The organism is Kribbella sp. NPDC051936, from assembly GCF_040680955.1.
Classification (GTDB): domain Bacteria; phylum Actinomycetota; class Actinomycetes; order Propionibacteriales; family Kribbellaceae; genus Kribbella.
The window spans coordinates 458,334-477,788 of the sequence record NZ_JBFAXS010000004.1 but is presented as its reverse complement, the minus strand read 5'-3'; the positions used below and the strand labels follow the sequence as shown (position 1 = coordinate 477,788).

Genomic DNA, 19,455 nt, shown 5'->3' with positions numbered 1-19,455 from the left:
CCGCGCTTCTAAGGTTTGTGGACATGAGCCGCGCCCCCGACGTCGACTACTCCGCCACCTCGCTGCGCCCGGGCTGGGACTCGCTGCCGCCCGCCCTGCACGAAGCTCTCGCGGTTGCCCTCGGCACGGAGATCACTTCCGTGGCCAAGCCGGTGTCATCGGGTTTCACCGGCGGCTTCGCGGCCCGCGCGCGGCTGGCGGACAATCGCCGAGTCTTCATCAAGGCGGCACCGGAAGGGCTGCACGCCTACGAGGCGTACCAGCGCGAGGCCGAGGTCGTCCCACAGCTTCCGCCTTCCGTGAGAGCGCCCGCGATCGTCACCACGGCCCACACACCCAACCCGGCCGGCTTCGCCGACGGCAAGCAAGCACAGGCTCGACCGCATGGCGAGCGAGCAGGTGCTCACCCGCACGGCGACACCGCCTCGTCGCCGTCGTCCCCGGCCTCGGAGCCGACCTCGGCCTCCGGCCCGGCCTCGGGCCCGGCTGCAGCTCTTCCCGGCGGCGACGGGACGCGGTGGTTTGCTGTGGTGTCGGAGTGGGTTGAGGGACGGATGCCGGGGACTCCTTGGACGGTCGGGGACTTCGGGCGGGTTACTGCTGCTTGTGAGGGGATGGCTGACGCACTCAGGCCGAGTCCGCTGGACGGGTTAAGTCCGTTCGCGGAGCTGGTCGGGGACGACGTGGGTGTCCCGGCGCAGATTCTGGCGGGTGAGCGGGAGATGCCGATCGGCCTGCAGAGCTGGCTGCCGCGTGTGCTGCCTGAGCTCGCGGAGCTGGCAACTCTCGCACCGGAGGCGCTCTCCGGCGACTCGGCGACGCACTCCGACCTGCGCCCGGACAATCTGCTGATCGACGACGCGGGCACCTGCTGGGTCGTCGATTGGAACTGGCTGACCCTCGGTCCGCGCTGGGTGGACTGGGTCGGCCTGCTGCCGATTGCCCAGCACCACGGCATCGACACGTTCACCGCCGTCACCCGCAGCCCGCTCACCGCGGACGTACCGAAGGATCATCTCGACTGCCTGGTGGCCGTGATCGCGGCGTACATGATGAAGAACACCGACGCCCCACCCCCACCCGGCTGCACCCCGGCTCTGCGCGACCACCAGCGTCTCTTCGCATGGACATTCCTGGACTGGCTCGCCGTACGACGCGGCTGGCCTACCGTGGAGGTATGACGAAGGCTCCCACCAGCAGGTTCAAGGTCGAGGTGCTCGACGGTGACCGCACGTCGCGGCGCGAGGACGTCGTCAGCACCGAGGAGCCGCTGGAGCTGCGCCTGGAGTGGCCGGGCCGGTCGCCGGAGCCGCTGGTCGTGACGATGCGCACCCCCGGCTCCGACTTCGAGCTCGCCGCCGGGTTCTGTCTCGGCGAGGGCTTCGCGGTCCGCCCGGACGCGATCCGGACCGTTGCCTACTGCACCGATGTCACGCTGACCCGCGAGCAGCAGTTCAACACCGTCACGGTCACCTTCGACGGTCCCCCGGACCGCGACCCGCCCCAGCGGTACGGCGTGACGTCCGCGGCCTGCGGTGTCTGCGGCCAGCAGAGCCTCAACGAACTCGCCGAGCGCCACTACGACCCCGTGGACCCGGTCGAGGTCCCGGTCGACGTCGTACGCCGGCTGCCCGATCTGCTCCGCGAAGCGCAGCCGATGTTCAGCCGCACCGGGGGTCTGCACGCCGCGGGCCTGTTCACCGCGGACGGCGGCAAGGTCGTGGTGAAGGAGGACATCGGCCGGCACAACGCGGTCGACAAGGTCGTCGGCTGGACCGTCCTCAACCAGCACAGCCGCAAGGGCCTCGTCCTCACCGTGAGCGGTCGGGCCGGCTACGAGATCGTCCAGAAGGCCGTCGCCGCCGGCCTCGGCATGGTCGTCGCCGTCGGCGCCCCGTCAAGCCTCGCCGTCGACCTCGCCCGCCAGTTCAACATCACGCTGGCAGGCTTCACCCGCGGCGACCGCTGCGTCCTCTACTCCGCCCCGGAGCGGATCATCCGTCCAGCGTGATGAACGTGGCCTTCGGGACGTATTCGTAGCGGTCCGGCATGCAGGTCAGGACGATGATCTGGCCGTGGTCGCCGGCGCGGCCGAGGAGGGCGCCCATGTCGCGGAGGCGGGCCTTGTCGGACCAGCCGAGGGCGTCGTCGAAGATCACCGGCACGCTGCCCTCGCCGGTGCTGACCAGGTGGCTGATCGCCAGCCGGGTGATGATCGCCAGCTGCTCCTGAGCGCCCGTCGACAACGCCTCGACCGGCAACCGGACACCGTCGAGCTCGCGCTCGGCGACAGCGAGGTCGTCGTCCAGCCAGACCCGGAACGACGGGCCGTACACGCTGCGCCCGAGCGACTCGATCCGGCTCTGCAGCGGCTCGGAGTACTTCGTCTGCGCCTCGGCCCGATGCCGGCTCAACGTCTCGTGGACGCGCTGTGCCGCTTCCGCGCGCCGCAGCAGGCTGTCGTGCTCCGTCCGTACGGCGGCCAGCTCCAGCTCGGCCAGGTCGCGCCGCGTCGCGAGTCCGTCCCGGCCGGACTGCTCGAGCCGGCCTTCCGTCGTACGGAGCGCGTCGCGCAGCCGGTCGCGCTCGTCCTGCAGCCGTTTCGCGACGGCCAGGGCGTGCACCAACTCGTCGGCGACCCGGTCGGCCCCGGCTTCGTCGGCCTGGGCCTGGACGGCGGTCAGCTCCTCGAGCACCGCCTCGACCTCGGCCGTCGCCTCCGTCTCTGCCACCGTCACGGCCTCGTCGTCGAGCACCGACCGCGCCGACTCCAGCGCCTCGGTCGCGGCGGCCAGCCGCTCTCCCGCCAGCTCGGACCGGGCGCGCGCGTTCTGCGCCTCGGACCGGTCTTCGTCCGCGGCCTTCCGCGCCTGTTCCACGGCGAACTCGGCGTCCTTCAGCAGTCGCTCCACCTCGGCCAGCCCGTCCCTGGCAGCGTCGAGCGCCCGCTGCGCGCCGGTCAGGTCGTCAGCCGCAGGCTCGGGTCCGTCGAAGTCGTCGAACAGCGTGTCGTGCGGCGACGCGAACTCCTCGAACAGCGACATCTGGCCCGGCACGCCCTCGACCGGCTTCTCGGCCGGCTCGTCAGGCTCGTCCGGCCCGAGGCGTGCGGTCAGCACCGCGATCCGCTCCCCCGGGTCACCGCCGGCGGTCAGCGACTTCTCGGTCCGGCGTGCCTCGTTCAGCTCGGCGCTCGCGGTGTCGGCCTTGCGTAGCAACTCCCGCGCCGCGGCGACGTCCTTGACGCCGGCCTTCTTCAGCAGGTCCTTCTCCCGGCGTACGGCGTCGTCGACCCGGGCGCGCAGCGTCGCCGCCTCGCCACCGGCCCGAACGATCACCTCGACCTGGCCCGGTACGCCGACGAAGAGCTCGCCGGAGACCAGCACCTCGGTCGACTCGTCGAAGCCCAGCTCGGGCGGCGCGTTGCCTTCCAGACCCGTCCCCGACAGCTCCACGGGCTCGGCGCCGAGTCGGCGTACCGTCACCTGCGGTACGCCGGCCGCGAGCGCCGCGCGCGCCTCGACCACCGCCGCCCGGGCGTCCTCCAGCGCGGCCACGATCGCGTCGTCGACCTTGATCCGGTCCAGGATCGTGCCCGCGGCCGCGATCCGCGCGCGGACGTCGACGAGCTCGGTCTGCTGCCCGACCAGCCGGTCCAGCTCGGCGCGGTCCATCAGGTCGGAGACGCGCCGCTCGGCCGTCTGCACGTCGGTACGCCGCAGGTCCTTGAGCTCCACGACCTCCGCGAGCGCGGCCTCCGCCGCCTGCACGGTCTCGGCCGCGGTCTTCGCGACCAGCTCCGCGTCGGCTCGCCGCCCGGCCAGCTCGGCCTCGAACTTCGTGAAGCGCTCGACCTCGTCGAGCAGCCGCTCCCGCTCCAGCCGGGTGCGGGTGTGGTTCTCCAGCCGGGCACGCGCGGTCTCCGCCCGCGACCTGACCGAGTCGCGCCGGAGCAGGATCTCGTCGGTCGCCTGTTTGCGCTCGCGCAGTGCCTCGAGGACGGTGAGATGTTCGGTCAGGCGGCCGGTCACGTCGTCGAGGTCCAGGTTCAGTCGCTCGGCACGGCGGATGTCGGACTGGACCTCCTCCATCGCCTGGAACGCCTGCTTGCAGGACAGCTCGGCCGCGGCGACGGCCTTCGCGGACCGGGCGAAGTCGCCGGTCGGCTTGCCGCGGGGCGTCCAGTACCGCAGGTACTCGTGCTCGACTGCCGTCACCAGCGGCATCGACGCACCGTCCACCGGCGTCCCGGACTCCGCCGTCACCGCGGTGATCAACGGCTCGGCGTCGGCCGGTGTTGGCAGCACCAACGACTGCCCCTGGCTGACCATCAAGGTCTGCCAGAGCACCGGGTCGACGTGTTCGTGGAACAGCCGCTCGGCCTCGTTGTGCGCCTCGCGCCCCGTCCAGGACTGCCGGCGGCCGTCGGGCTCGACGATCGTCAGCTCGGTCGAGCGGTTCTTCAGCCAGCGCTTCGAGTACGTCAGCTCCCGGCCGCCGAGGCTCAGCTCGGCGGTCACCTGCGGACCGACGTCCTGGCCGACCGGCTGGATGTCGCGGATCCGGGTCGACTTCGAGTCGTCGGGCAGGTCGAAGATCAGCCCGAACGCCTCGACCAGGCTGGACTTGCCGACCTCGTTGTCGCCGACCACCACGGTGGTGCCGAGCGCGCGGAAGCGGACCATGCGGTCCTTGACGCCACGGAAGTCCCGCAGCGCCAAGCTGTGCAGTCTCATCCCGCGTCCCGCGCCAATCGGTGCATCAGGGACAGCGCGGCGCCGGCGCTCTCGTCCCCACCGGCCAGAGCCTGGCGCAGCTCCTCCATCGCGGCCCGGGCCGGGCCGCTGAGTTGCAGCGACTCCAGGTCGGCCGCGTCCGGCGCCGGGCGCACGGTCCAGAACTTCACCCAGCGCTCGACACTCGCGAAGACCTCGCCCTGGGCGTCGATGATCGTGTCCAGCCGGGCCAGCAGCGGGAGCGACAGCGAGCCGTCACCGGCGAGCCGCACGTACGTCCGCTCCTTGTCCGGAAGCTCGGCGAACCAGTCCTCGAGCGCCGTGATCGACTCCTCGTCGAACAACTCGACCCGGTGGTCGACCATGTGCCAGGCGCCGACCCGCACCGGCTCGACGTCGATCGCGCCGTCGGCGACCGTCACCTTCAAGACGTTGCCCGGGTCGTCCTCCTCCGGCGACGTCACCTCCTGCGTCCCGGAGAACCAGATCCGGTCGGTGACCCGGGTCGTCGAGTGCCGGTCGCCGAGGCCGACGTACTGCAGCCGGCCGTCCGCGACCGCGGCCTCGAGTGCGGCCTGGTCGATCGGCGGTACGTCGGACATGCCGCCGGACAGGCTCGTCAACTGGCCGTGCGCGAGCAGGATCCGCGTGGTCTCGGCAGCCGGCGGGAGGTCGGCGTACCCGGGCGCGGCCGGATCCGACAGCGGGCGGCGCGAACGCCACGGCGCGCCGACGATCTCGACCCCCGGCATGATCTGAAAAGGCGTCGTTTCGGTCAGCACCGTCACGTGTTCCGGCGCGTGCGCGAGCCACTGGCTCGACGTCCACAGCGAGCCCGGCTCCAGCGCGTCGTGGTTGCCCGGGAGCAGCACCACCGGGACAGGGATCCGCTTGAGCGCCTCACAGGCCCGCAGGATCGTCTGCCGCTCGACCTGGTTGTGCTCGAACACGTCCCCGGTGACGACCACGAACGCCGCGCCCGTGTCCTTCGCGACCTCGCCGATCCGCGCGACAGCATCCAGCCGCGCCTGACCCCACCGGGCCTGGCCGTCCGGCCCCAGGAACCGGCGCATCATCCCCAGCTGCCAGTCCGAGCTGTGCAGAAACGTGATCGACTCGCCCATAGCGTTGAGAACGCTAACCCGCAGCACCGACAACCGCGCAACCCAACACACACAAACCGCTACACCGCCCACACTCCGGACGCTCCGCCGAACCGACTTCGAGCACGGATCAACCATTTTCGTGCGCCGGAAACGGTTGGTGCGTGCTCAAGGACGAGTGAGAGGGTCGGAGGGTGGATGCGTACCTGACGACTGAGCGGCTGGTGCTGCGGCGGTTTGCGGCGGACGACGTCGAACTGCTGGTCGAGCTCGACTCGGATCCTGAGGTGATGCGGTTCCTGACCGGTCAGCCGACGCCGCGCTCCGAGATCGAGGACGTCGTACTGCCGGCGATCCTGAAGGTGTACGACGAGCATCCGGGGCTGGGCACGTTCAAGGCCGAGACGCGGGACGGGTTCGTCGGGTGGTTCGGGCTGCAGCCGACCGCGGATCCGGGGACCGTGGACGTCGGGTACCGGCTGCTGCGGACGGCGTGGGGCAAGGGGTACGCGACGGAGGGGACGCGGGCGTTGATCGCGCACGCGTTCAACGGGCTCGGGGTGCAGCGGGTGGTCGCGGACACGATGGCGGTCAACCACCGGTCGCGGGACGTGATGCGGCGGTCCGGGCTGCGGTTCGAGAAGGTGTACCACGAGCACTTCGACGATCCGCTGCCCGGAACCGAGTTCGGGGAGGTCCTGTACGCGACCGACCGCACGACCTGGGAAGCTGTGCGGCATGGGTGACGACCGGCCGTACGCCGTACTGGACATCGACGCGACGCTGTCCGACACCAGTCAACGGATCCACTTCCTCGAACAGAAGCCGAAGGACTGGGACTCCTTCTTCGCACACGCCAAGGAGGACGCGGTCCTCGACGAGGGCCTGGCGGTCGCGACGACACTCGCCACGGACCACGAGATCGTCTACCTGACCGGCCGCCCCGAGCGCCTCCGCCGGGACACCGAGAAGTGGCTGAAAGACAACGGCTTCCCCGACGGCAAGCTCTACATGCGCGGCAATACCGACCGCCGCCCGTCGATGCTGATGAAGCTGGGCCGCTTGAAACGCCTTGCCGAACACCGCCCGGTGGCCGTCCTGGTCGACGACGACGCCAAGGTCGTCGCCGCCGCCCAGAAAGCCGGTTACACCGTGATGAGGGCCGACTGGGGCCTCGATCCCGAGACCCAGCCGACCCTCTTCGAAGCCCAGGAATCCGAAGGCCGGACCTGACCGCTACTTGCTCAGGCCGACGATCAGCTGGTTCGGGTACGGCGGGTAGGCGGACAGGTAGAAGTTCTGGACCTTCGACCCGTGCAGGAACGCGTTGCGGGCGTAGATCAGCGGGACGATGGGTGCGTCCTGCATGATCTGCTTGTCGACGGCGCCCCACATGCCGGCGGCCTTACCTCGGTCGGATTCAGCGGTCGCCGCGGCGATCGCGGAGTCGACGGCCGGGTTGGAGTAGCGGGAGATGTTGTATCCGCCGTTGCCGATCTCCGAGGACGCGAACAGCGGCTGGATGTTCCCGATCGCGCTCGGGAAGTCCGGCAGCCAGCTCGAGACAGTGAGGTCGAAGTCCGGCTTGTTGCCGGTGATCAGGTCGCTCAGCGGCTCGCTGTCCAGCGGCTTGATGGTGACGGTGATGCCGGCCCGCTTCAGACCCTGCTGGATCGCCTGTGCCACGCTGAGACCGGTCGTGTTGTCGGCGACGAGCACCAGGTTGAGGTTGCTGACACCGGCCGCGGCCAGCATCTGCTTGGCCTTCTCCGGGTCACCGGCCGGCGGGGCCTGGTACAGGTCGTACTTGTTGTAACCGTCGATGCCCGGCGTGATCAGCGTCGATGCGATCTCACCGCCGTACTCCGGTCCGCCCTCGGCGACCTGGACGGCCTGCTTGTCGACGGCGTACTCGATCGCCTTGCGCACCGCCGGGTTGGCGAGTGCCGGGCGCTTGGTGTTCATCGCCAGGTACTCCAGCGCGCCGGACGGCGAGGTCGCCACCCGGGCCTTGACCGCCGGGTTGCCGGTGATCGTCGGGATCAGCGCGGCCGGGACCGACGTACCGGTGGTTGCGGCGAACTTGTCGTCGCCGGCGTCGGCGATCAGCCGCTGGTTCACGACGTCGGGCTGCAGGCCCATGTCCAGCACGATCGCGTCGGGCAGGCCGGTCCGGGCCTGGTCGGTCGACTTGTCCCAGTTCGGGTTGCGTTCCAGTTCGAGCTTGGAGCCGGGCGCGTAGGACTTGACCTGGTACGGCCCGCTGGCGGCCGGCTTCTCGCCGTAGTGCGCCGGGTCGGTGTCGGCCTTCTTGGGCACCGGCGAGAACGCGGGCATGCTGACGATCCACGGCCAGTCGCCGTACGGCTTGTTGAGCTTGAACACGATCGTGGTGTCGTCGGGCGTCTCGACGGAGGCCAGCTCGCCGCCCTTGTACGGGCCGGTGTACTTGTCACCGCCGACGAGCAGCGACTTGTGGTACTGCAGACCGCCCGACAGCTCCGGCGCGAAGGAGCGCTCGATGCCGTACTTGATGTCGCCGGCGACGATCGGCGAGCCGTCGGCGTACTTGAGACCGGACTTCAGCTTGTACGTCCAGGTCTTGCCGCCGTCGCTGACCTGACCGGTGTCGGTGGCCAGGTCCGGCACCAGTTCGGCGGCCTTGCCCTGCTCGGTCTTCCACGACGTCAGGCCGCGGAGCACCAGGTGGATCGAGCTGATCCCCAGGTTCTGGCTCTTGGCCGGGTCGAGGCTGATCTCCTTGCTGGTGGTCAGGATGTGCCAGGTGCCGCCCTGTTCGGCGGTTGCGGTGCTGCCGCCACCACTGCTGGACTTGTCGTTGGCGTTGCACGCGGCTGCGGCCAGCGCCAGCACGGCCGCTGCCGCGACCGCTCGGGTTATGCGTTTCATTCTGTCCTCTCAGAGGTGGGGGGCTCAGGGAAGTAGCAGGCGGCACGGTGCTCCGTATTCCCGTTGACGGGTTCGAGCACGGGTCGTTTCGTCGCGCAGACGTCCTCGGCCTTGTAGCAGCGGGTCCGGAAGGGGCATCCGGACGGCGGGTCGACGGGCGTCGGGACGTCGCCGGTCAGCACGATCCGCTCGCGGACGGCTCCCGGCTCCGGCACCGGCACGGCGGACAGCAGCGCCTTCGTGTACGGGTGGGCCGGCGCGCCGTACACCTGCGCGGCCGGCCCTTCCTCGACGATCGTGCCGAGGTACATCACGGCGATCCGGTCGGCGACCTGGCGGACGACGGCGAGGTCGTGGGCGACCAGGACGTACGACAGACCGAGCTCGTCGCGCAGGTCGGCGAGCAGGTTGAGCACCTGCGCCTGCACCGACACGTCGAGCGCGGACACCGGCTCGTCGCAGACCAGCAGGTCAGGCTTCACCGAGAGCGCCCGGGCGATCCCGATCCGTTGCCGTTGCCCGCCGGAGAACTCGTGCGGATACCGCTCCAGGTGCTGCCCGGACAGCCCGACCTGTTCGAGCAGTTCGACGAGTTGGGCCCGGGTCGGCCGGATCCCCTGCGCGCGGAACGGTGTACTCAGGATCGTGCCGACCGACTGCCGCGGGTTCAGCGAGGCCTGGGGGTCCTGGAAGACCATCTGGACCCGGCGGCGGATCGGCCGCAACCGGCGGCCCCGGACCTTGGTGACGTCCTTGCCGCCGATCTCGACCCGGCCCTGGGTCGGGTCGAGCAGCCGGGTCGCGACCCGGGCCAGGGTGGACTTGCCGGACCCGGATTCGCCGACCAGCCCGACGGTCTCGCCCTTGCGGACGACGAGACTGACGCCGTCGACCGCGCGCACGGCCTGGGCCTTCTGCCACGGCACGCCGCGCAGGCCGAAGTACTTCTTGACGTCCTTGAGGTTCAGCAGCTCGTCAGACATCCGACGGCCTCCGTCCCAGGTGGCAGGCCGCCTCGTGATCGCCCTCGCCGGGACGCGGGGTGAGCTCGGGACGCTCGGTGACGCAGCGCTCCCCGACCAGATGCGTGTACGCGCACCGTGGCTGGAACGGGCACCCGGTGGTGATCGACCCCGGCGTCGGCGGACTGCCCGGGATGGTGGTCAGCCGCGGTTTCGGGGGTACGTCGACGCGCGGCATCGCGCCCAGCAGACCGAGGCTGTAGGGGTGCGCGGCCCGGAAGAACAGGTCGCGGACGGTGCCGCGCTCGGCCGCGCGCCCGGCGTACATCACCAGGACGTCGTCGGCGACCTCCGCGACCACGCCGAGGTCGTGCGAGATCAGGATCAGCGCCGTCCCGAACTCCTCCTGGACGTCGTCCAGCAGGCGCATGATCTGTGCCTGCACGGTGACGTCGAGTGCGGTCGTCGGCTCGTCGGCGATCAGCACTCTCGGGTCGTTCACCAGAGCCATAGCAATGACGACCCGCTGCCGCATTCCCCCGGAGAACTCGTGCGGGAAGCTGTCCGCGCGGCGGGCCGCGTCCGGAATGCCGACCTTGTCGAGCATCTCGACGGCCCGGCGGAGCGCGGCCTTCTTCGAGACGTCGTGGTGCAGCCGGTACGCCTCGGCGACCTGCCAGCCGACGGAGTAGTACGGGTTGAGCGCGGACAGGGCGTCCTGGAACACCATCGCGATGTCGTTGCCGCGGATCTTGCGCAGCTCGTCGGCGGGCAGGCCGTTCAGCTCGCGGCCGTCGAGCAGCACCTCGCCGGCGACCTCGGCGTTCGACGGCAGCAGCCCCATCACCGCGGCCGAGCTGACGCTCTTGCCGGATCCGGACTCGCCGACGATCGCCAGCGTCTCGCCGGGCGCGACGGCGAAGTCGATGCCGTCGACGGCCGGCACCAGGCCGCCCTCGGTCGTGAAAGTGACCTTCAGGTCGTGCACCTCGAGCACCGGCTCAGCCATGGCTCACCCTCGGGTCGAGCACACCGTGCACTATGTCCACCACCAGGTTCGCGAGGATGATCAGGAAGGCCGAGAACAGCGTGACACCGACGACCACGGCCACGTCGAGCTGACCGACCGCGGTGATCAGCAGGTCGCCGAGACCCTGCATGCTGAACACCTTCTCGGTCAGGATCGCGCCGCCGAGCAGGGCGCCGAGATCGAGGCCGAACAGGGTGACGACCGGGACCAGCACACCGCGCAGCCCGTGGGTCAGCACCACCCGCGCCTCGCCGGCGCCCTTCGCGCGGGCCGTGGTGATGTAGTCGAGGTTGAGCTCCTCGAGCATCTGCGACCGGGTCAGCCGGATGTACGAAGCGGCCGACAGGATCGCGAGCACGATCCAGGGCGTGATGAGGTGCCAGGCCCAGTCGACCGGGCTCTCGGTGAGCGGCACGTAGCCGCTGACCGGGACCATGTTGAGCCAGAACCCGAACACCAGGATCGCGAGCAGGCCGAGCAGGAACGACGGGGTCGAGACGCCGAGCAGCGCGACCCCGATCGCCAGCCGGTCGGCGAGGCGGCCGCGGTTCAGCGCCGCGATCACGCCGAGCGACACACCGAGCAGGAGCCACAGGACGGCGGCGCCGAGCGCGATCGACGCGGTGACCGGCAGCCGGTCGAAGATCAGCGTGGTGACCGGGCGGGCGAGCGGGAACGAGTACCCGAAGCAGGGCGCGTTGCACTGCACCGCCGCCGCGCCGTCACCGAACGTACGGCCGGCGACGATGCCCTTCAGGAAGTTCAGGTACTGCTGCAGGGTGCTCTGGTCGAGCTGCATGAAGTGCCGCGCCTGCTCGAGGCGGTCCGGCGTACAGGGCTTGCCGCAGGCCAGATGTGCCGGGTCGGCGGGGATCGCGTAGAAGATCAGGTAGACGGCGAGGCTCAGCGCGAGCATCACGATCAGGGCGGCGGCCAGGCGCCGCGTCACGAACCAGACGAGGCCGGGCATCAGCTCGTCCTCCGCAGCCGGACGTCGAACGCGTCCCGGACGCCGTCGCCGAGCAACGTGAAACCGAGCACGGCGAAGAACAGCATCGTGCCCGGGAACAGCAGGAACCACGGGTCCGCGCCGGTGTACACCCAGGCGATCGAGTCCGAGATCGACCGCCCGAGACTCGGTGTCGGCGGCGGGACGCCGACGCCGAGGAAGGACAGCGCCGCCTCGGCGCCGATGTACCCCGGGATCGCGAGGGTGGCGACCACGAGCACCGGGCCGATCAGGTTCGGCAGGAGCTCGCGGGTGATCACCATCCAGCCGCTGGACCCGACGCTGCGCGCCGCCTCGACGAACTCCCGGGCGACCAGTGACCGGGCCTGGTTGCGGATCAGCCGCGCGAGGCCCGCCCAACCGAACAGGCTGAGCACCAGGATCAGCAGCAGCCAGCGCGGGAACCGGGCCGGCACAACGATGCCGAGGGCAATCATGAAGACCAGCTGCGGGAAGCCGAACAGGAAGTCGAGCAGCCGCGACAGCACCGCGTCGTACCAGCCGCCGAAGTACGCCGCGCTGATCCCCGCGAGGGTGCCGACGACGGTGGTGATCAGCGTGACCACGACCGCGATGAACAACGACGTCCGCAGGCCGAGGACCGTGATCGCGAACAGGTCGCGGCCGGTCAGCGGCTCCACCCCGAACCAGTGGGTGCCGCTCGCACCTCCGACCGGGCCGCGGGGCGCGTTGCCGCGCGCCGGGTCGAGCAGGTCGATGTGGTACGTCGTGGCGTCCTGACCGGCGAGTCGCACCAGCAACGGCGCGGCCGCGGCGATCACGATCAGCAGGGTGACCAGGACGAGGCCGATCCGCGCACTACGGTCCCGCCGGAACCGGCGCATCGCTTGCCGGGTGGGCGATACGGTCCCGGCGACCGAGGAACTCACAAGCACTCCTGACAGGTTCGAATCACAGTGATCCGTGATGGCCGACAAAACCTAGGCGGCATCCTCCCACCACGCCGCACGCATCTCGAATCCCGAGAATGTCTGGCTGTTAACTGTGCATTCGGTTAGGTGCTCCCGGACGGTTACGCTCCGCAGGTGGATCAGATGGTGCGGATCGGCGACCGGATGCTCATGTACGCGGTCTACGGCACGGCCGGCGGCGTCCCCGCCCTGTCGCTCGGCGGCACGCCGAGCACCCGGTGGAAGCGGCCGGAGGTGGTCGCGACCATCGAAGCGTCCGGACTGTGGATGGTGATGCCGGACCGGCCCGGGTACGGCGGATCGACACGGCAACCGGGCCGATCGGTGGCCTCCGTGGCGTCCGACGCGGCCGCGCTCGCCGACTCGCTCGGATGGGATCGCTTCGCGGTCACCGGAGGCTCCGGAGGCGGGCCGCACGCGCTGGCGTGCGCGGCGCTGCTGCCCGACCGGGTGGCGGCCACATCCCGCCGGCAAATGCGTACCGCGAACTGCTGCAGTGGCTGACACTGTCCTGATGGACCTCGCACGCCAACTCGTTCTCGAGCTGTATCCGGACGCCCGGGCCGCGTGGCTCGGCGGGAGTGTGGTGCGCGGTGACGCAGGTCCCACGTCCGATCTGGACATCACGGTCCTGCTGGACGGTCCTCCGGCGCCACGGCGGAAGTCGCTGGAGTACGCCGGGTGGCCGGTCGAGCTGTTCGTCCACACCGAGAAGTCACTGCGTTACTTCGCCGACAAGGACCAGCTGCGACGCCAGCCCACGATGATGCGGCTCGTCGGCGAGTCCGTCGTACTGCTGGACACGGACGGGTCCGGGGCGCGGCTGAAGCAGGAGTACCTGGCCGAGGTGGCAGCCGGTCCGAAGCCGCTGTCCACCGACGAGCTGGATCTCCTGCGTTACATGATCACGAACCTGCTGGACGACCTGTCCGACGCCGAAGGCGATGTGCGGCTGGCCGTCACGTCGGTGCTGTGGCAGGACGCGGCTCGCCTGCTACTGACCGGAGCGGGCCACTGGTCCGGCACCGGTAAGGGCCTGCTGCGTGAGCTCACGACGTACGACGTTGCTCACGGCACCGACTACGCGACGGTGCTGCTGGACGGAGTACGGGCGTCGGACGACCGCCTGGTGGTCGCGGTGGACCGCATCCTGGCCGCGTACGGCGGACGGCTGTTCAACGGCTTCGAGCTGGCTGCTGCCATCTAGTCGATGAGGTCCCACTGACGCTTCGGGAACCGGCGTACGGCGACGACTGCGACCGCTGCACCGAGCAGGGCGCCGGGGATGATCCAGCGCCAGCCGGTGAAGAAGCTCGGCGACGCGGTGACGTTGGTCTGCACCGGCGCCGGCGTCGGTGTGGTCGTCTGCTCCTGCGACGGGACCTCGTAGCCGTCACTGAGGGTAGGCCCGCCCTCGAACTCGCCTTCGAGAAGCTTGAGCGAGGTCAGCAGTTGCAGCAGCTTGACCGGAGCCGTTGAGCGGTGCCAGGTGGGTTGCGCCGGCTTGAGCTCCCCGGTGAACTCCTCGGTGGCGATCCACGGTCCGCCGGGCGCGTCGGGGTAGATGACGTCGATCCGCCAGACGCTCATGTCGTGGATCAGCCAGGTCGCGCGGACGAAGCTGCCGACGGCGTGGCTCTCTCCCGTCGCCTCGTCGTGCTGGGTCGTGGTCTGGACCAGCTGCTGCAGATCGGAGTACTGCTGGTCGTTGTAGCCGAAGGCGATGACCGACGGTGGTGCGCTGAGCAGGACGCTGGTCGGACCGCCGGCCTGTGCGGGGGTGGTACCGAGCGCGAAGAGCAGGACGACGAGCACGAGGATGCGGCGGACCATGGCAGCCCTCTCTTTCGGTTCCCTTTGCTGCTGGTACACCGCTCGCGGTCAGGAGGTTCCGTTCGCCAGCTCCACCGCGCGTCCCTTGTCGGCTCCTTCGAGGCGGAACGTGATGCCGTCGCGCTCCCAGACCAGCGTCGGGCCGGCGATCCGTACGACGCGGTTGTCGACCAGCACCAGCTGGTGCGGCGTACGGAACCAGAAGCCGGAAATCTCCGGGACGTAGTCGAGCCCGTCGTAGTACTGCTTGATGTACCTCGGCTCGATACCGGACTGGAACTGTTCCAGGCGCACGCTGCCCCAGCTGGTCGCCAGGAAGCCTTTTGAGGCCTCGACACCCGTCGGAGCACCCAGTGCACCTGGGAGCTTCGGCGTGAAGCCGGCGACGCGTTCAGCGGCCTCCAGGGACAGGTTTCCGGCCGCGGTCGGCGGAGGCGGTGCAGCGCTCGGCCGGGTGCCCACCGGCTCCGCCTGAACGCCTCCGATCTGCAGCCACTCCGCGACCGTCGCGCGGACCGGAGGTGTCAGGGCAGCGCCCGCAAGCAGCACGAGGAAGCCGGCCAGGAACATCCGCCATCTGTCCCGGAGACGCTTCCGAACAGACACGCCGGCGACTCGCGACAGCACGGCTGCGGTGAGGCCGTCGCCCACGGGAGGCACGACGACGGAGCGTCCGACGGACCGCAGTTCGTCTTCCAGGCTCATCGCTGCACCTCCTTGTCGGGTAGTGCGTCACGGAGGCGGCCCAGTGCCCGGTGCAGACGAGACTTGACGGTCCCGCGCGGCCAGCCGAGTACAACTGCCGTCTCCTGCTCATCCAGCTCCAGCAGGTATCTACAGGTCACGACCAGCCGCATCTGCTCGGGCAACGCACGGACAGCGGCCAGCAACGCAGTACGGCGTTCCAGCGACACGGCTGCGTCAGCCGGGTCCAGTACGACGTCAAGCGGCGCCGCCAGCTCTTCCCGCCGCGCCCGGCGCCCCCGGGCACGCAGCGCGTTCCGGGTTTCGTTGGCCACGATCCGCAACAGCCAGGGCCGGAACGCCGCGCCATCCCGGAAGCTGCCCAGACTCCGGTACGCCTTGACGAAGGCTTCCTGCACTACGTCGTCCGCGTCCGCCCCGGCGCCGAGGAAGACGGCCGTCCGCTGCGCCACCAGGGCATGCCGCGCCACCAGCTCGCCGTACGCGGCGGTCTCCCCGCCCCGCACCCGAGCCACGATGTCGGCTTCCACATCCAGGCTGATCCGTGCCTCCTGTCTACTTCCGGACACTGGCACTACACCGCCGATCATCTCCAGGTTCCGTGTATAAGGTCGTGTTCGTGCCTGATATCGACGCAAGCTTTCTCGCTCTCCCCCGGCAGGAGTTGGCGGCGGCCGCCCTGCAGCGCGCCCGTGACCTCGGGGCCACGTTCGCCGAGTTCCGGCTGGAGCGGATCCGGTCCGAGTCCATCGCGCTGCGCGACAGCGTGCTGGAGAGCGCGACGGACGACGAGGACCTCGGTCTCGCCGTGCGGGTCATCCACGACGGCACCTGGGGTTTCGCCGCCGGCGTCGCGCTCACCACGGACGAGGCGGTCAGCCTGGCCGAGCAGGCCGTGAACATCGCCCAGGTGTCGCGGCCGATCAACGCCGAGACGATCGAGCTGGCCGACGAGCCGGTGTACGACGACGTCACCTGGCTCTCGTCGTACGAGATCGACCCGTTCAGCGTGCCGCGGGCCGAGAAGGTCGCGCTGCTCACCGACTACAGCGATCGCCTGCTCGGGGCCGACGGTGTGGCGCACGTGAGCGTGCACGTCGCCACCATCCACGAGTGCAAGTACTACGCGAACACCGCCGGCACGTCGTACACGCAGCAACGGGTCCGTATCGGTCCCGACATCACCGCGCACGCCGTCGCCGAGGACCGCTTCGACTCGATGTCGTCGACGGCTCCGCCGGCCGGGCGCGGCTGGGAGTACATGACCGGCACGGGCTGGAACTGGGACGAGGAGCTCGCGCAGATCCCCGGCTGGCTGGCCGAGAAGATGGCCGCGCCGAGCGTCGAGGCCGGCACGTACGACGTCGTCATCGACCCGTCGAACCTCTGGCTCACGATCCACGAGTCGATCGGCCACGCGACCGAGCTCGACCGCGCCCTCGGCTACGAGGCGAACTACGCGGGCACCAGCTTCGCCACCCTCGACCAGCTCGGCGCGCTGAAGTACGGCTCGCCCGTCATGCACGTCACCGGCGACCGGACGGCGGAGCACGGCCTGTCCACCGTCGGGTACGACGACGAGGGCGTGGCCGGCCAGCAGTGGGACCTGGTCAAGGACGGCGTCCTGGTGGGCTACCAGGTCGACCGCAGGATGGCGAAGAAGAACGAGGACGTGCTCGGCACGCCCCGCTCCAACGGGTGCGCGTACGCCGACTCGTCCGGCCACATCCCCATCCAGCGGATGGCGAACGTCTCGCTGCAGCCCGCGGCGGACGGCCCGTCGACCGAGGAACTGATCGGCCGGGTCCGGAACGGGATCTACATCGTCGGCGACAAGTCCTGGTCGATCGACATGCAGCGCTACAACTTCCAGTTCACCGGGCAGCGGTTCTACAAGATCACCGACGGCAAGCTCGACGGTCAGCTCCGCGACGTCGCCTACCAGGCCACCACGACCGACTTCTGGGGCTCGATGGAGGCCGTCGGCGGCCCGCAGACGTACGTCCTCGGCGGCGCGCTGAACTGCGGCAAGGCCGAGCCCTCGCAGTCCGGCGCCGTCAGCCACGGTTGCCCGTCCGCGCTCTTCCGCGGCGTCCGCATTCTCAACACCACTCAGGAGGCCGGCCGGTGACGGGCATCCAACTCACCCCGCAGGACACGATCGAGCGGGGGCTGGCCCTGGCCGCGGACGGGGGCGCCGACGGCTGCGTCGTACTCGTCGCGGAGACCTCCAGCACCAACCTGCGGTGGGCCAACAACACCTTGACCACGAACGGCGCGATGCGCGGCTCGAGCGTGACCGTGATCGCCACGGTCGGTGCCGGCGAGGGTACGGCGGCGGGCGTCGTCGGCCGCTCGTCGGTCACCGACGACTCGCTGCAGGAGATCGTGTCCGCCGCGATCGCCACGGCCCGCGCGGCGGCACCCGCCGAGGACGCCCGTCCGCTCGTCGACGGTACGGCGTCGGCGGACTGGGATCTCGAGCCGGAAGAGACCTCCGTCGGCGTGTACGAGAAGTTCGCGCCGTCACTCGGTGAATCGCTGAAGCGCGCCGGCCTCGAGCGGCGCCGGCTGTACGGCTTCGCGAACCACGAGGTCGCCACGCTGTACGTCGGTTCCTCGACCGGTCTGCGGCTGCGGCAGGCGCTGCCCCGCGGCTACGTGTCGTCGACCGGCAAGAACGCCGATCTCAGCCACTCGGCCTGGGTCGGTACGGCGACGCGCGACTTCACCGACGTCGACGCACTCGCGCTCGACGCCGAGCTCACGCGCCGGCTCGGCTGGGCGACCCGGACCGTCTCGGTCGACGCCGGCCGGCACCCGACGATCCTGCCGCCCGCCGCGGTCGCGGACCTGATGACGTACCTGTTCTGGCAGCTCGACGGCCGGGACGCCTTCGAGGGCCGGACCGTCTTCTCCAAGCCCGGCGGCGGCACCCGGATCGGTGACACGCTGTCGTCGCAGCCGGTCACGCTGCACTCCGACCCGGCGCTCGCCGGGCTCGAGGCGTTCGCGTTCGCCGTGGCCCGCTCGTCCGGCGGCTCGTCGAGCGTCTTCGACAACGGCCTCACGCTCGCCGCGACCGACTGGATCCGCGGCGGCAAGCTGGAAAACCTGATGACGAGCCGGTACACGGCCGACCTGATCGGCGCACCGGCGGCGACACCGGACATCGAGAACTACGTGGTCTCGGTCGACGGCGCGACCGGCTCGACCGACGACCTCGTCGCCGGGCTCGGCAACGGACTGCTGCTGACCTGCCTGTGGTACATCCGCATGGTCGACCCGCAGACGCTGCTGCTCACCGGTCTCACCCGGGACGGCGTCTACCTGGTCGAGAACGGCGAAGTCACCGGATCGGTCAACAACTTCCGCTTCAACGAGAGCCCGGTCGACCTGCTCGCCCGGTTCACCACGGCCGGCGCGACCGTTGCGTCGTACTCGAGGGAATGGGGCGACTACTTCTCCCGCACCGCGACACCGCCGCTCCTGATCCCGGACTTCAACATGTCCAGCGTCAGCCAGGCGAGTTAGCTATTTGGACAGAGCGACGCGCCACATCACGCGTTGCCCTTCCTGGTACGGCGTGAGCTCGTCGAGGGTCCAGTTCTCGGCGAGTTCACGGACCAGGGCTTCGTCGAAGAAGCGGCCGACGAACCCGTCGTGCACGCGCAGTCCGTCGTCGAGCTGCTGCCAGTGCCGCGAGCAAGCATCGTCCGTCGACCACACGGCGTACACGAAAACGCCGCCCGGGCACAGCACCCGGTGGATCTCGGCGACGAGCGACCGCAGCTCGGACACCGAGAACGCCATGTTCAGCAGGAGATTCGCGAACACCGCGTTCACTCCGCCGTCGGCCGGCGGCAGCGGGTCGCGGACGTCGTGCAGCGCGGCCGTCACCCGGTCGTCGAGGCCCTCGCGCTGCGCCTCGTGCCGCAGCTGGTCAAGCGCGGTCTCGCTGAAGTCGGTCGCGTGCACGCTGAATCCCTGTCTGGCCAGGAAAAGCGCGTCCCGGCCGTGGCCGGCCCCGAGCTCCAGCACATCGTCGATGCCCGCGGCACCGAACCTCTCCGCGGCCCGGTGCGCCGCAGCCGATGCCTCCGGCCCGTGCAGCTGCGGGCGCTTCGCGTACGCCGAGTCCCACCGTTCTTGCTGAGCCCTTGCGAGCTCGACATGCCCTGTATTCATAGTGCTCCCCGTAGTCGTCACGCCGGTCTGGACGATCGGCAGACCGC

At 70.1% G+C, this 19,455-nt stretch carries 19 protein-coding genes; 8 read left to right on the top strand and 11 right to left on the bottom strand.

Annotation, left to right across the window (positions count from 1 at the left end; genetic code table 11):
• Positions 1-23: 23 nt before the first annotated feature.
• Together AB0L64_RS16205 and fdhD are read left to right on the top strand one after the other, a co-directional pair.
• The gene (locus AB0L64_RS16205) at positions 24-1,181 is read left to right on the top strand and encodes a phosphotransferase (RefSeq protein WP_363710901.1); all 1,158 of its coding nucleotides are present in this window, start codon (positions 24-26) and stop codon (positions 1,179-1,181) included.
• Positions 1,178-2,011, top strand: coding sequence for a formate dehydrogenase accessory sulfurtransferase FdhD (gene fdhD / locus AB0L64_RS16200; protein ID WP_363710900.1), 834 nt, complete (start codon positions 1,178-1,180; stop codon positions 2,009-2,011). Before AB0L64_RS16205 ends, fdhD begins: the two co-directional genes overlap by 4 nt.
• On the opposite strand, the gene AB0L64_RS16195 is transcribed toward fdhD, so the two are convergent.
• Both AB0L64_RS16195 and AB0L64_RS16190 read right to left on the bottom strand, forming a co-directional pair.
• Positions 1,995-4,736: an AAA family ATPase gene (locus AB0L64_RS16195; RefSeq protein ID WP_363710899.1), complete on the bottom strand. Its 2,742-nt coding sequence runs from the start codon at positions 4,734-4,736 to the stop codon at positions 1,995-1,997. The two genes, fdhD and AB0L64_RS16195, sit on opposite strands and share 17 nt — an antisense overlap.
• Positions 4,733-5,860 (bottom strand): metallophosphoesterase, encoded by a 1,128-nt coding sequence (locus AB0L64_RS16190; protein ID WP_363710898.1) that lies wholly within the window; start codon positions 5,858-5,860, stop codon positions 4,733-4,735. Before AB0L64_RS16190 ends, AB0L64_RS16195 begins: the two co-directional genes overlap by 4 nt.
• Positions 5,861-6,033: 173 nt before the next feature.
• Here AB0L64_RS16190 and AB0L64_RS16185 point away from each other — a divergent pair, with 173 nt between their 5' ends.
• Positions 6,034-6,585 carry a GNAT family N-acetyltransferase gene (locus tag AB0L64_RS16185; protein ID WP_363710897.1) on the top strand — a complete coding sequence of 184 codons (552 nt, stop codon included), beginning with the start codon at positions 6,034-6,036 and terminating at the stop codon, positions 6,583-6,585.
• Positions 6,578-7,072: an HAD family acid phosphatase gene (locus tag AB0L64_RS16180; RefSeq protein ID WP_363710896.1), complete on the top strand. Its 495-nt coding sequence runs from the start codon at positions 6,578-6,580 to the stop codon at positions 7,070-7,072. The genes AB0L64_RS16185 and AB0L64_RS16180 overlap by 8 nt, the downstream gene beginning before the upstream one ends.
• A gap of 3 nt (positions 7,073-7,075) precedes the next feature.
• Here the strand turns inward: AB0L64_RS16180 and AB0L64_RS16175 are convergent, their stop codons facing one another.
• The 5 genes from AB0L64_RS16175 to AB0L64_RS16155 are packed head-to-tail and all read right to left on the bottom strand — an operon-like array spanning position 7,076 to position 12,640.
• Positions 7,076-8,749, bottom strand: coding sequence for an ABC transporter substrate-binding protein (locus tag AB0L64_RS16175; RefSeq protein WP_363710895.1), 1,674 nt, complete (start codon positions 8,747-8,749; stop codon positions 7,076-7,078).
• Positions 8,746-9,732, bottom strand: a complete 987-nt coding sequence (locus AB0L64_RS16170) for an ABC transporter ATP-binding protein (protein ID WP_363710893.1) — start codon at positions 9,730-9,732, stop codon at positions 8,746-8,748. The genes AB0L64_RS16175 and AB0L64_RS16170 overlap by 4 nt, the downstream gene beginning before the upstream one ends.
• Positions 9,725-10,720: an ABC transporter ATP-binding protein gene (locus AB0L64_RS16165; protein ID WP_363710892.1), complete on the bottom strand. Its 996-nt coding sequence runs from the start codon at positions 10,718-10,720 to the stop codon at positions 9,725-9,727. Before AB0L64_RS16165 ends, AB0L64_RS16170 begins: the two co-directional genes overlap by 8 nt.
• Entirely contained in the window at positions 10,713-11,711 is a 999-nt protein-coding gene (locus AB0L64_RS16160; RefSeq protein ID WP_363710891.1) for an ABC transporter permease, read from the bottom strand. The genes AB0L64_RS16165 and AB0L64_RS16160 overlap by 8 nt, the downstream gene beginning before the upstream one ends.
• Positions 11,711-12,640, bottom strand: coding sequence for an ABC transporter permease (locus AB0L64_RS16155; protein ID WP_363710890.1), 930 nt, complete (start codon positions 12,638-12,640; stop codon positions 11,711-11,713). Before AB0L64_RS16155 ends, AB0L64_RS16160 begins: the two co-directional genes overlap by 1 nt.
• A gap of 165 nt (positions 12,641-12,805) precedes the next feature.
• On the opposite strand from AB0L64_RS16155, the gene AB0L64_RS16150 reads away from it, so the two are divergent.
• Entirely contained in the window at positions 12,806-13,186 is a 381-nt protein-coding gene (locus AB0L64_RS16150; protein ID WP_363711140.1) for an alpha/beta hydrolase, read from the top strand.
• A 10-nt stretch (positions 13,187-13,196) separates the two neighbouring features.
• Positions 13,197-13,889, top strand: a complete 693-nt coding sequence (locus AB0L64_RS16145) for a nucleotidyltransferase domain-containing protein (RefSeq protein WP_363710889.1) — start codon at positions 13,197-13,199, stop codon at positions 13,887-13,889.
• Here AB0L64_RS16145 and AB0L64_RS16140 read toward each other — a convergent pair.
• Genes AB0L64_RS16140 through AB0L64_RS16130 form a run of 3 tightly spaced genes read right to left on the bottom strand, consistent with a single transcriptional unit; the run spans position 13,886 to position 15,789 of the window.
• Complete coding sequence (locus tag AB0L64_RS16140; protein ID WP_363710888.1) at positions 13,886-14,515, bottom strand: hypothetical protein; 630 nt, start codon at positions 14,513-14,515, stop codon at positions 13,886-13,888. The genes AB0L64_RS16145 and AB0L64_RS16140 overlap by 4 nt on opposite strands.
• 48 nt (positions 14,516-14,563) lie before the next feature.
• Positions 14,564-15,220, bottom strand: a complete 657-nt coding sequence (locus tag AB0L64_RS16135) for a hypothetical protein (protein ID WP_363710887.1) — start codon at positions 15,218-15,220, stop codon at positions 14,564-14,566.
• Positions 15,217-15,789: a sigma-70 family RNA polymerase sigma factor gene (locus AB0L64_RS16130; protein ID WP_363710886.1), complete on the bottom strand. Its 573-nt coding sequence runs from the start codon at positions 15,787-15,789 to the stop codon at positions 15,217-15,219. Before AB0L64_RS16130 ends, AB0L64_RS16135 begins: the two co-directional genes overlap by 4 nt.
• Before the next feature lie 50 nt (positions 15,790-15,839).
• On the opposite strand from AB0L64_RS16130, the gene AB0L64_RS16125 reads away from it, so the two are divergent.
• Positions 15,840-17,351: a TldD/PmbA family protein gene (locus tag AB0L64_RS16125; RefSeq protein WP_363710885.1), complete on the top strand. Its 1,512-nt coding sequence runs from the start codon at positions 15,840-15,842 to the stop codon at positions 17,349-17,351.
• On the top strand, positions 17,348-18,754 hold the full coding sequence (locus AB0L64_RS16120; protein WP_363710884.1) for a metallopeptidase TldD-related protein: 1,407 nt from the start codon (positions 17,348-17,350) through the stop codon (positions 18,752-18,754). The genes AB0L64_RS16125 and AB0L64_RS16120 overlap by 4 nt, the downstream gene beginning before the upstream one ends.
• Here AB0L64_RS16120 and AB0L64_RS16115 read toward each other — a convergent pair whose 3' ends face one another.
• Positions 18,755-19,408 carry a class I SAM-dependent methyltransferase gene (locus AB0L64_RS16115; RefSeq protein ID WP_363710883.1) on the bottom strand — a complete coding sequence of 218 codons (654 nt, stop codon included), beginning with the start codon at positions 19,406-19,408 and terminating at the stop codon, positions 18,755-18,757.
• Positions 19,409-19,455 lie beyond the last annotated feature (47 nt).

Coding starts and splice junctions, on each gene's coding strand:
- AB0L64_RS16205 (WP_363710901.1), top strand. CDS start 24: ATGAGCCGCGCCCCCGACGTCGACTACTCCGCCACCTCGCTGCGCCCG.
- fdhD (WP_363710900.1), top strand. CDS start 1,178: ATGACGAAGGCTCCCACCAGCAGGTTCAAGGTCGAGGTGCTCGACGGT.
- AB0L64_RS16195 (WP_363710899.1), bottom strand. CDS start 4,736: ATGAGACTGCACAGCTTGGCGCTGCGGGACTTCCGTGGCGTCAAGGAC.
- AB0L64_RS16190 (WP_363710898.1), bottom strand. CDS start 5,860: ATGGGCGAGTCGATCACGTTTCTGCACAGCTCGGACTGGCAGCTGGGG.
- AB0L64_RS16180 (WP_363710896.1), top strand. CDS start 6,578: ATGGGTGACGACCGGCCGTACGCCGTACTGGACATCGACGCGACGCTG.
- AB0L64_RS16175 (WP_363710895.1), bottom strand. CDS start 8,749: ATGAAACGCATAACCCGAGCGGTCGCGGCAGCGGCCGTGCTGGCGCTG.
- AB0L64_RS16170 (WP_363710893.1), bottom strand. CDS start 9,732: ATGTCTGACGAGCTGCTGAACCTCAAGGACGTCAAGAAGTACTTCGGC.
- AB0L64_RS16165 (WP_363710892.1), bottom strand. CDS start 10,720: ATGGCTGAGCCGGTGCTCGAGGTGCACGACCTGAAGGTCACTTTCACG.
- AB0L64_RS16160 (WP_363710891.1), bottom strand. CDS start 11,711: ATGCCCGGCCTCGTCTGGTTCGTGACGCGGCGCCTGGCCGCCGCCCTG.
- AB0L64_RS16150 (WP_363711140.1), top strand. CDS start 12,806: ATGGTGCGGATCGGCGACCGGATGCTCATGTACGCGGTCTACGGCACG.
- AB0L64_RS16145 (WP_363710889.1), top strand. CDS start 13,197: ATGGACCTCGCACGCCAACTCGTTCTCGAGCTGTATCCGGACGCCCGG.
- AB0L64_RS16140 (WP_363710888.1), bottom strand. CDS start 14,515: ATGGTCCGCCGCATCCTCGTGCTCGTCGTCCTGCTCTTCGCGCTCGGT.
- AB0L64_RS16135 (WP_363710887.1), bottom strand. CDS start 15,220: ATGAGCCTGGAAGACGAACTGCGGTCCGTCGGACGCTCCGTCGTCGTG.
- AB0L64_RS16115 (WP_363710883.1), bottom strand. CDS start 19,408: ATGAATACAGGGCATGTCGAGCTCGCAAGGGCTCAGCAAGAACGGTGG.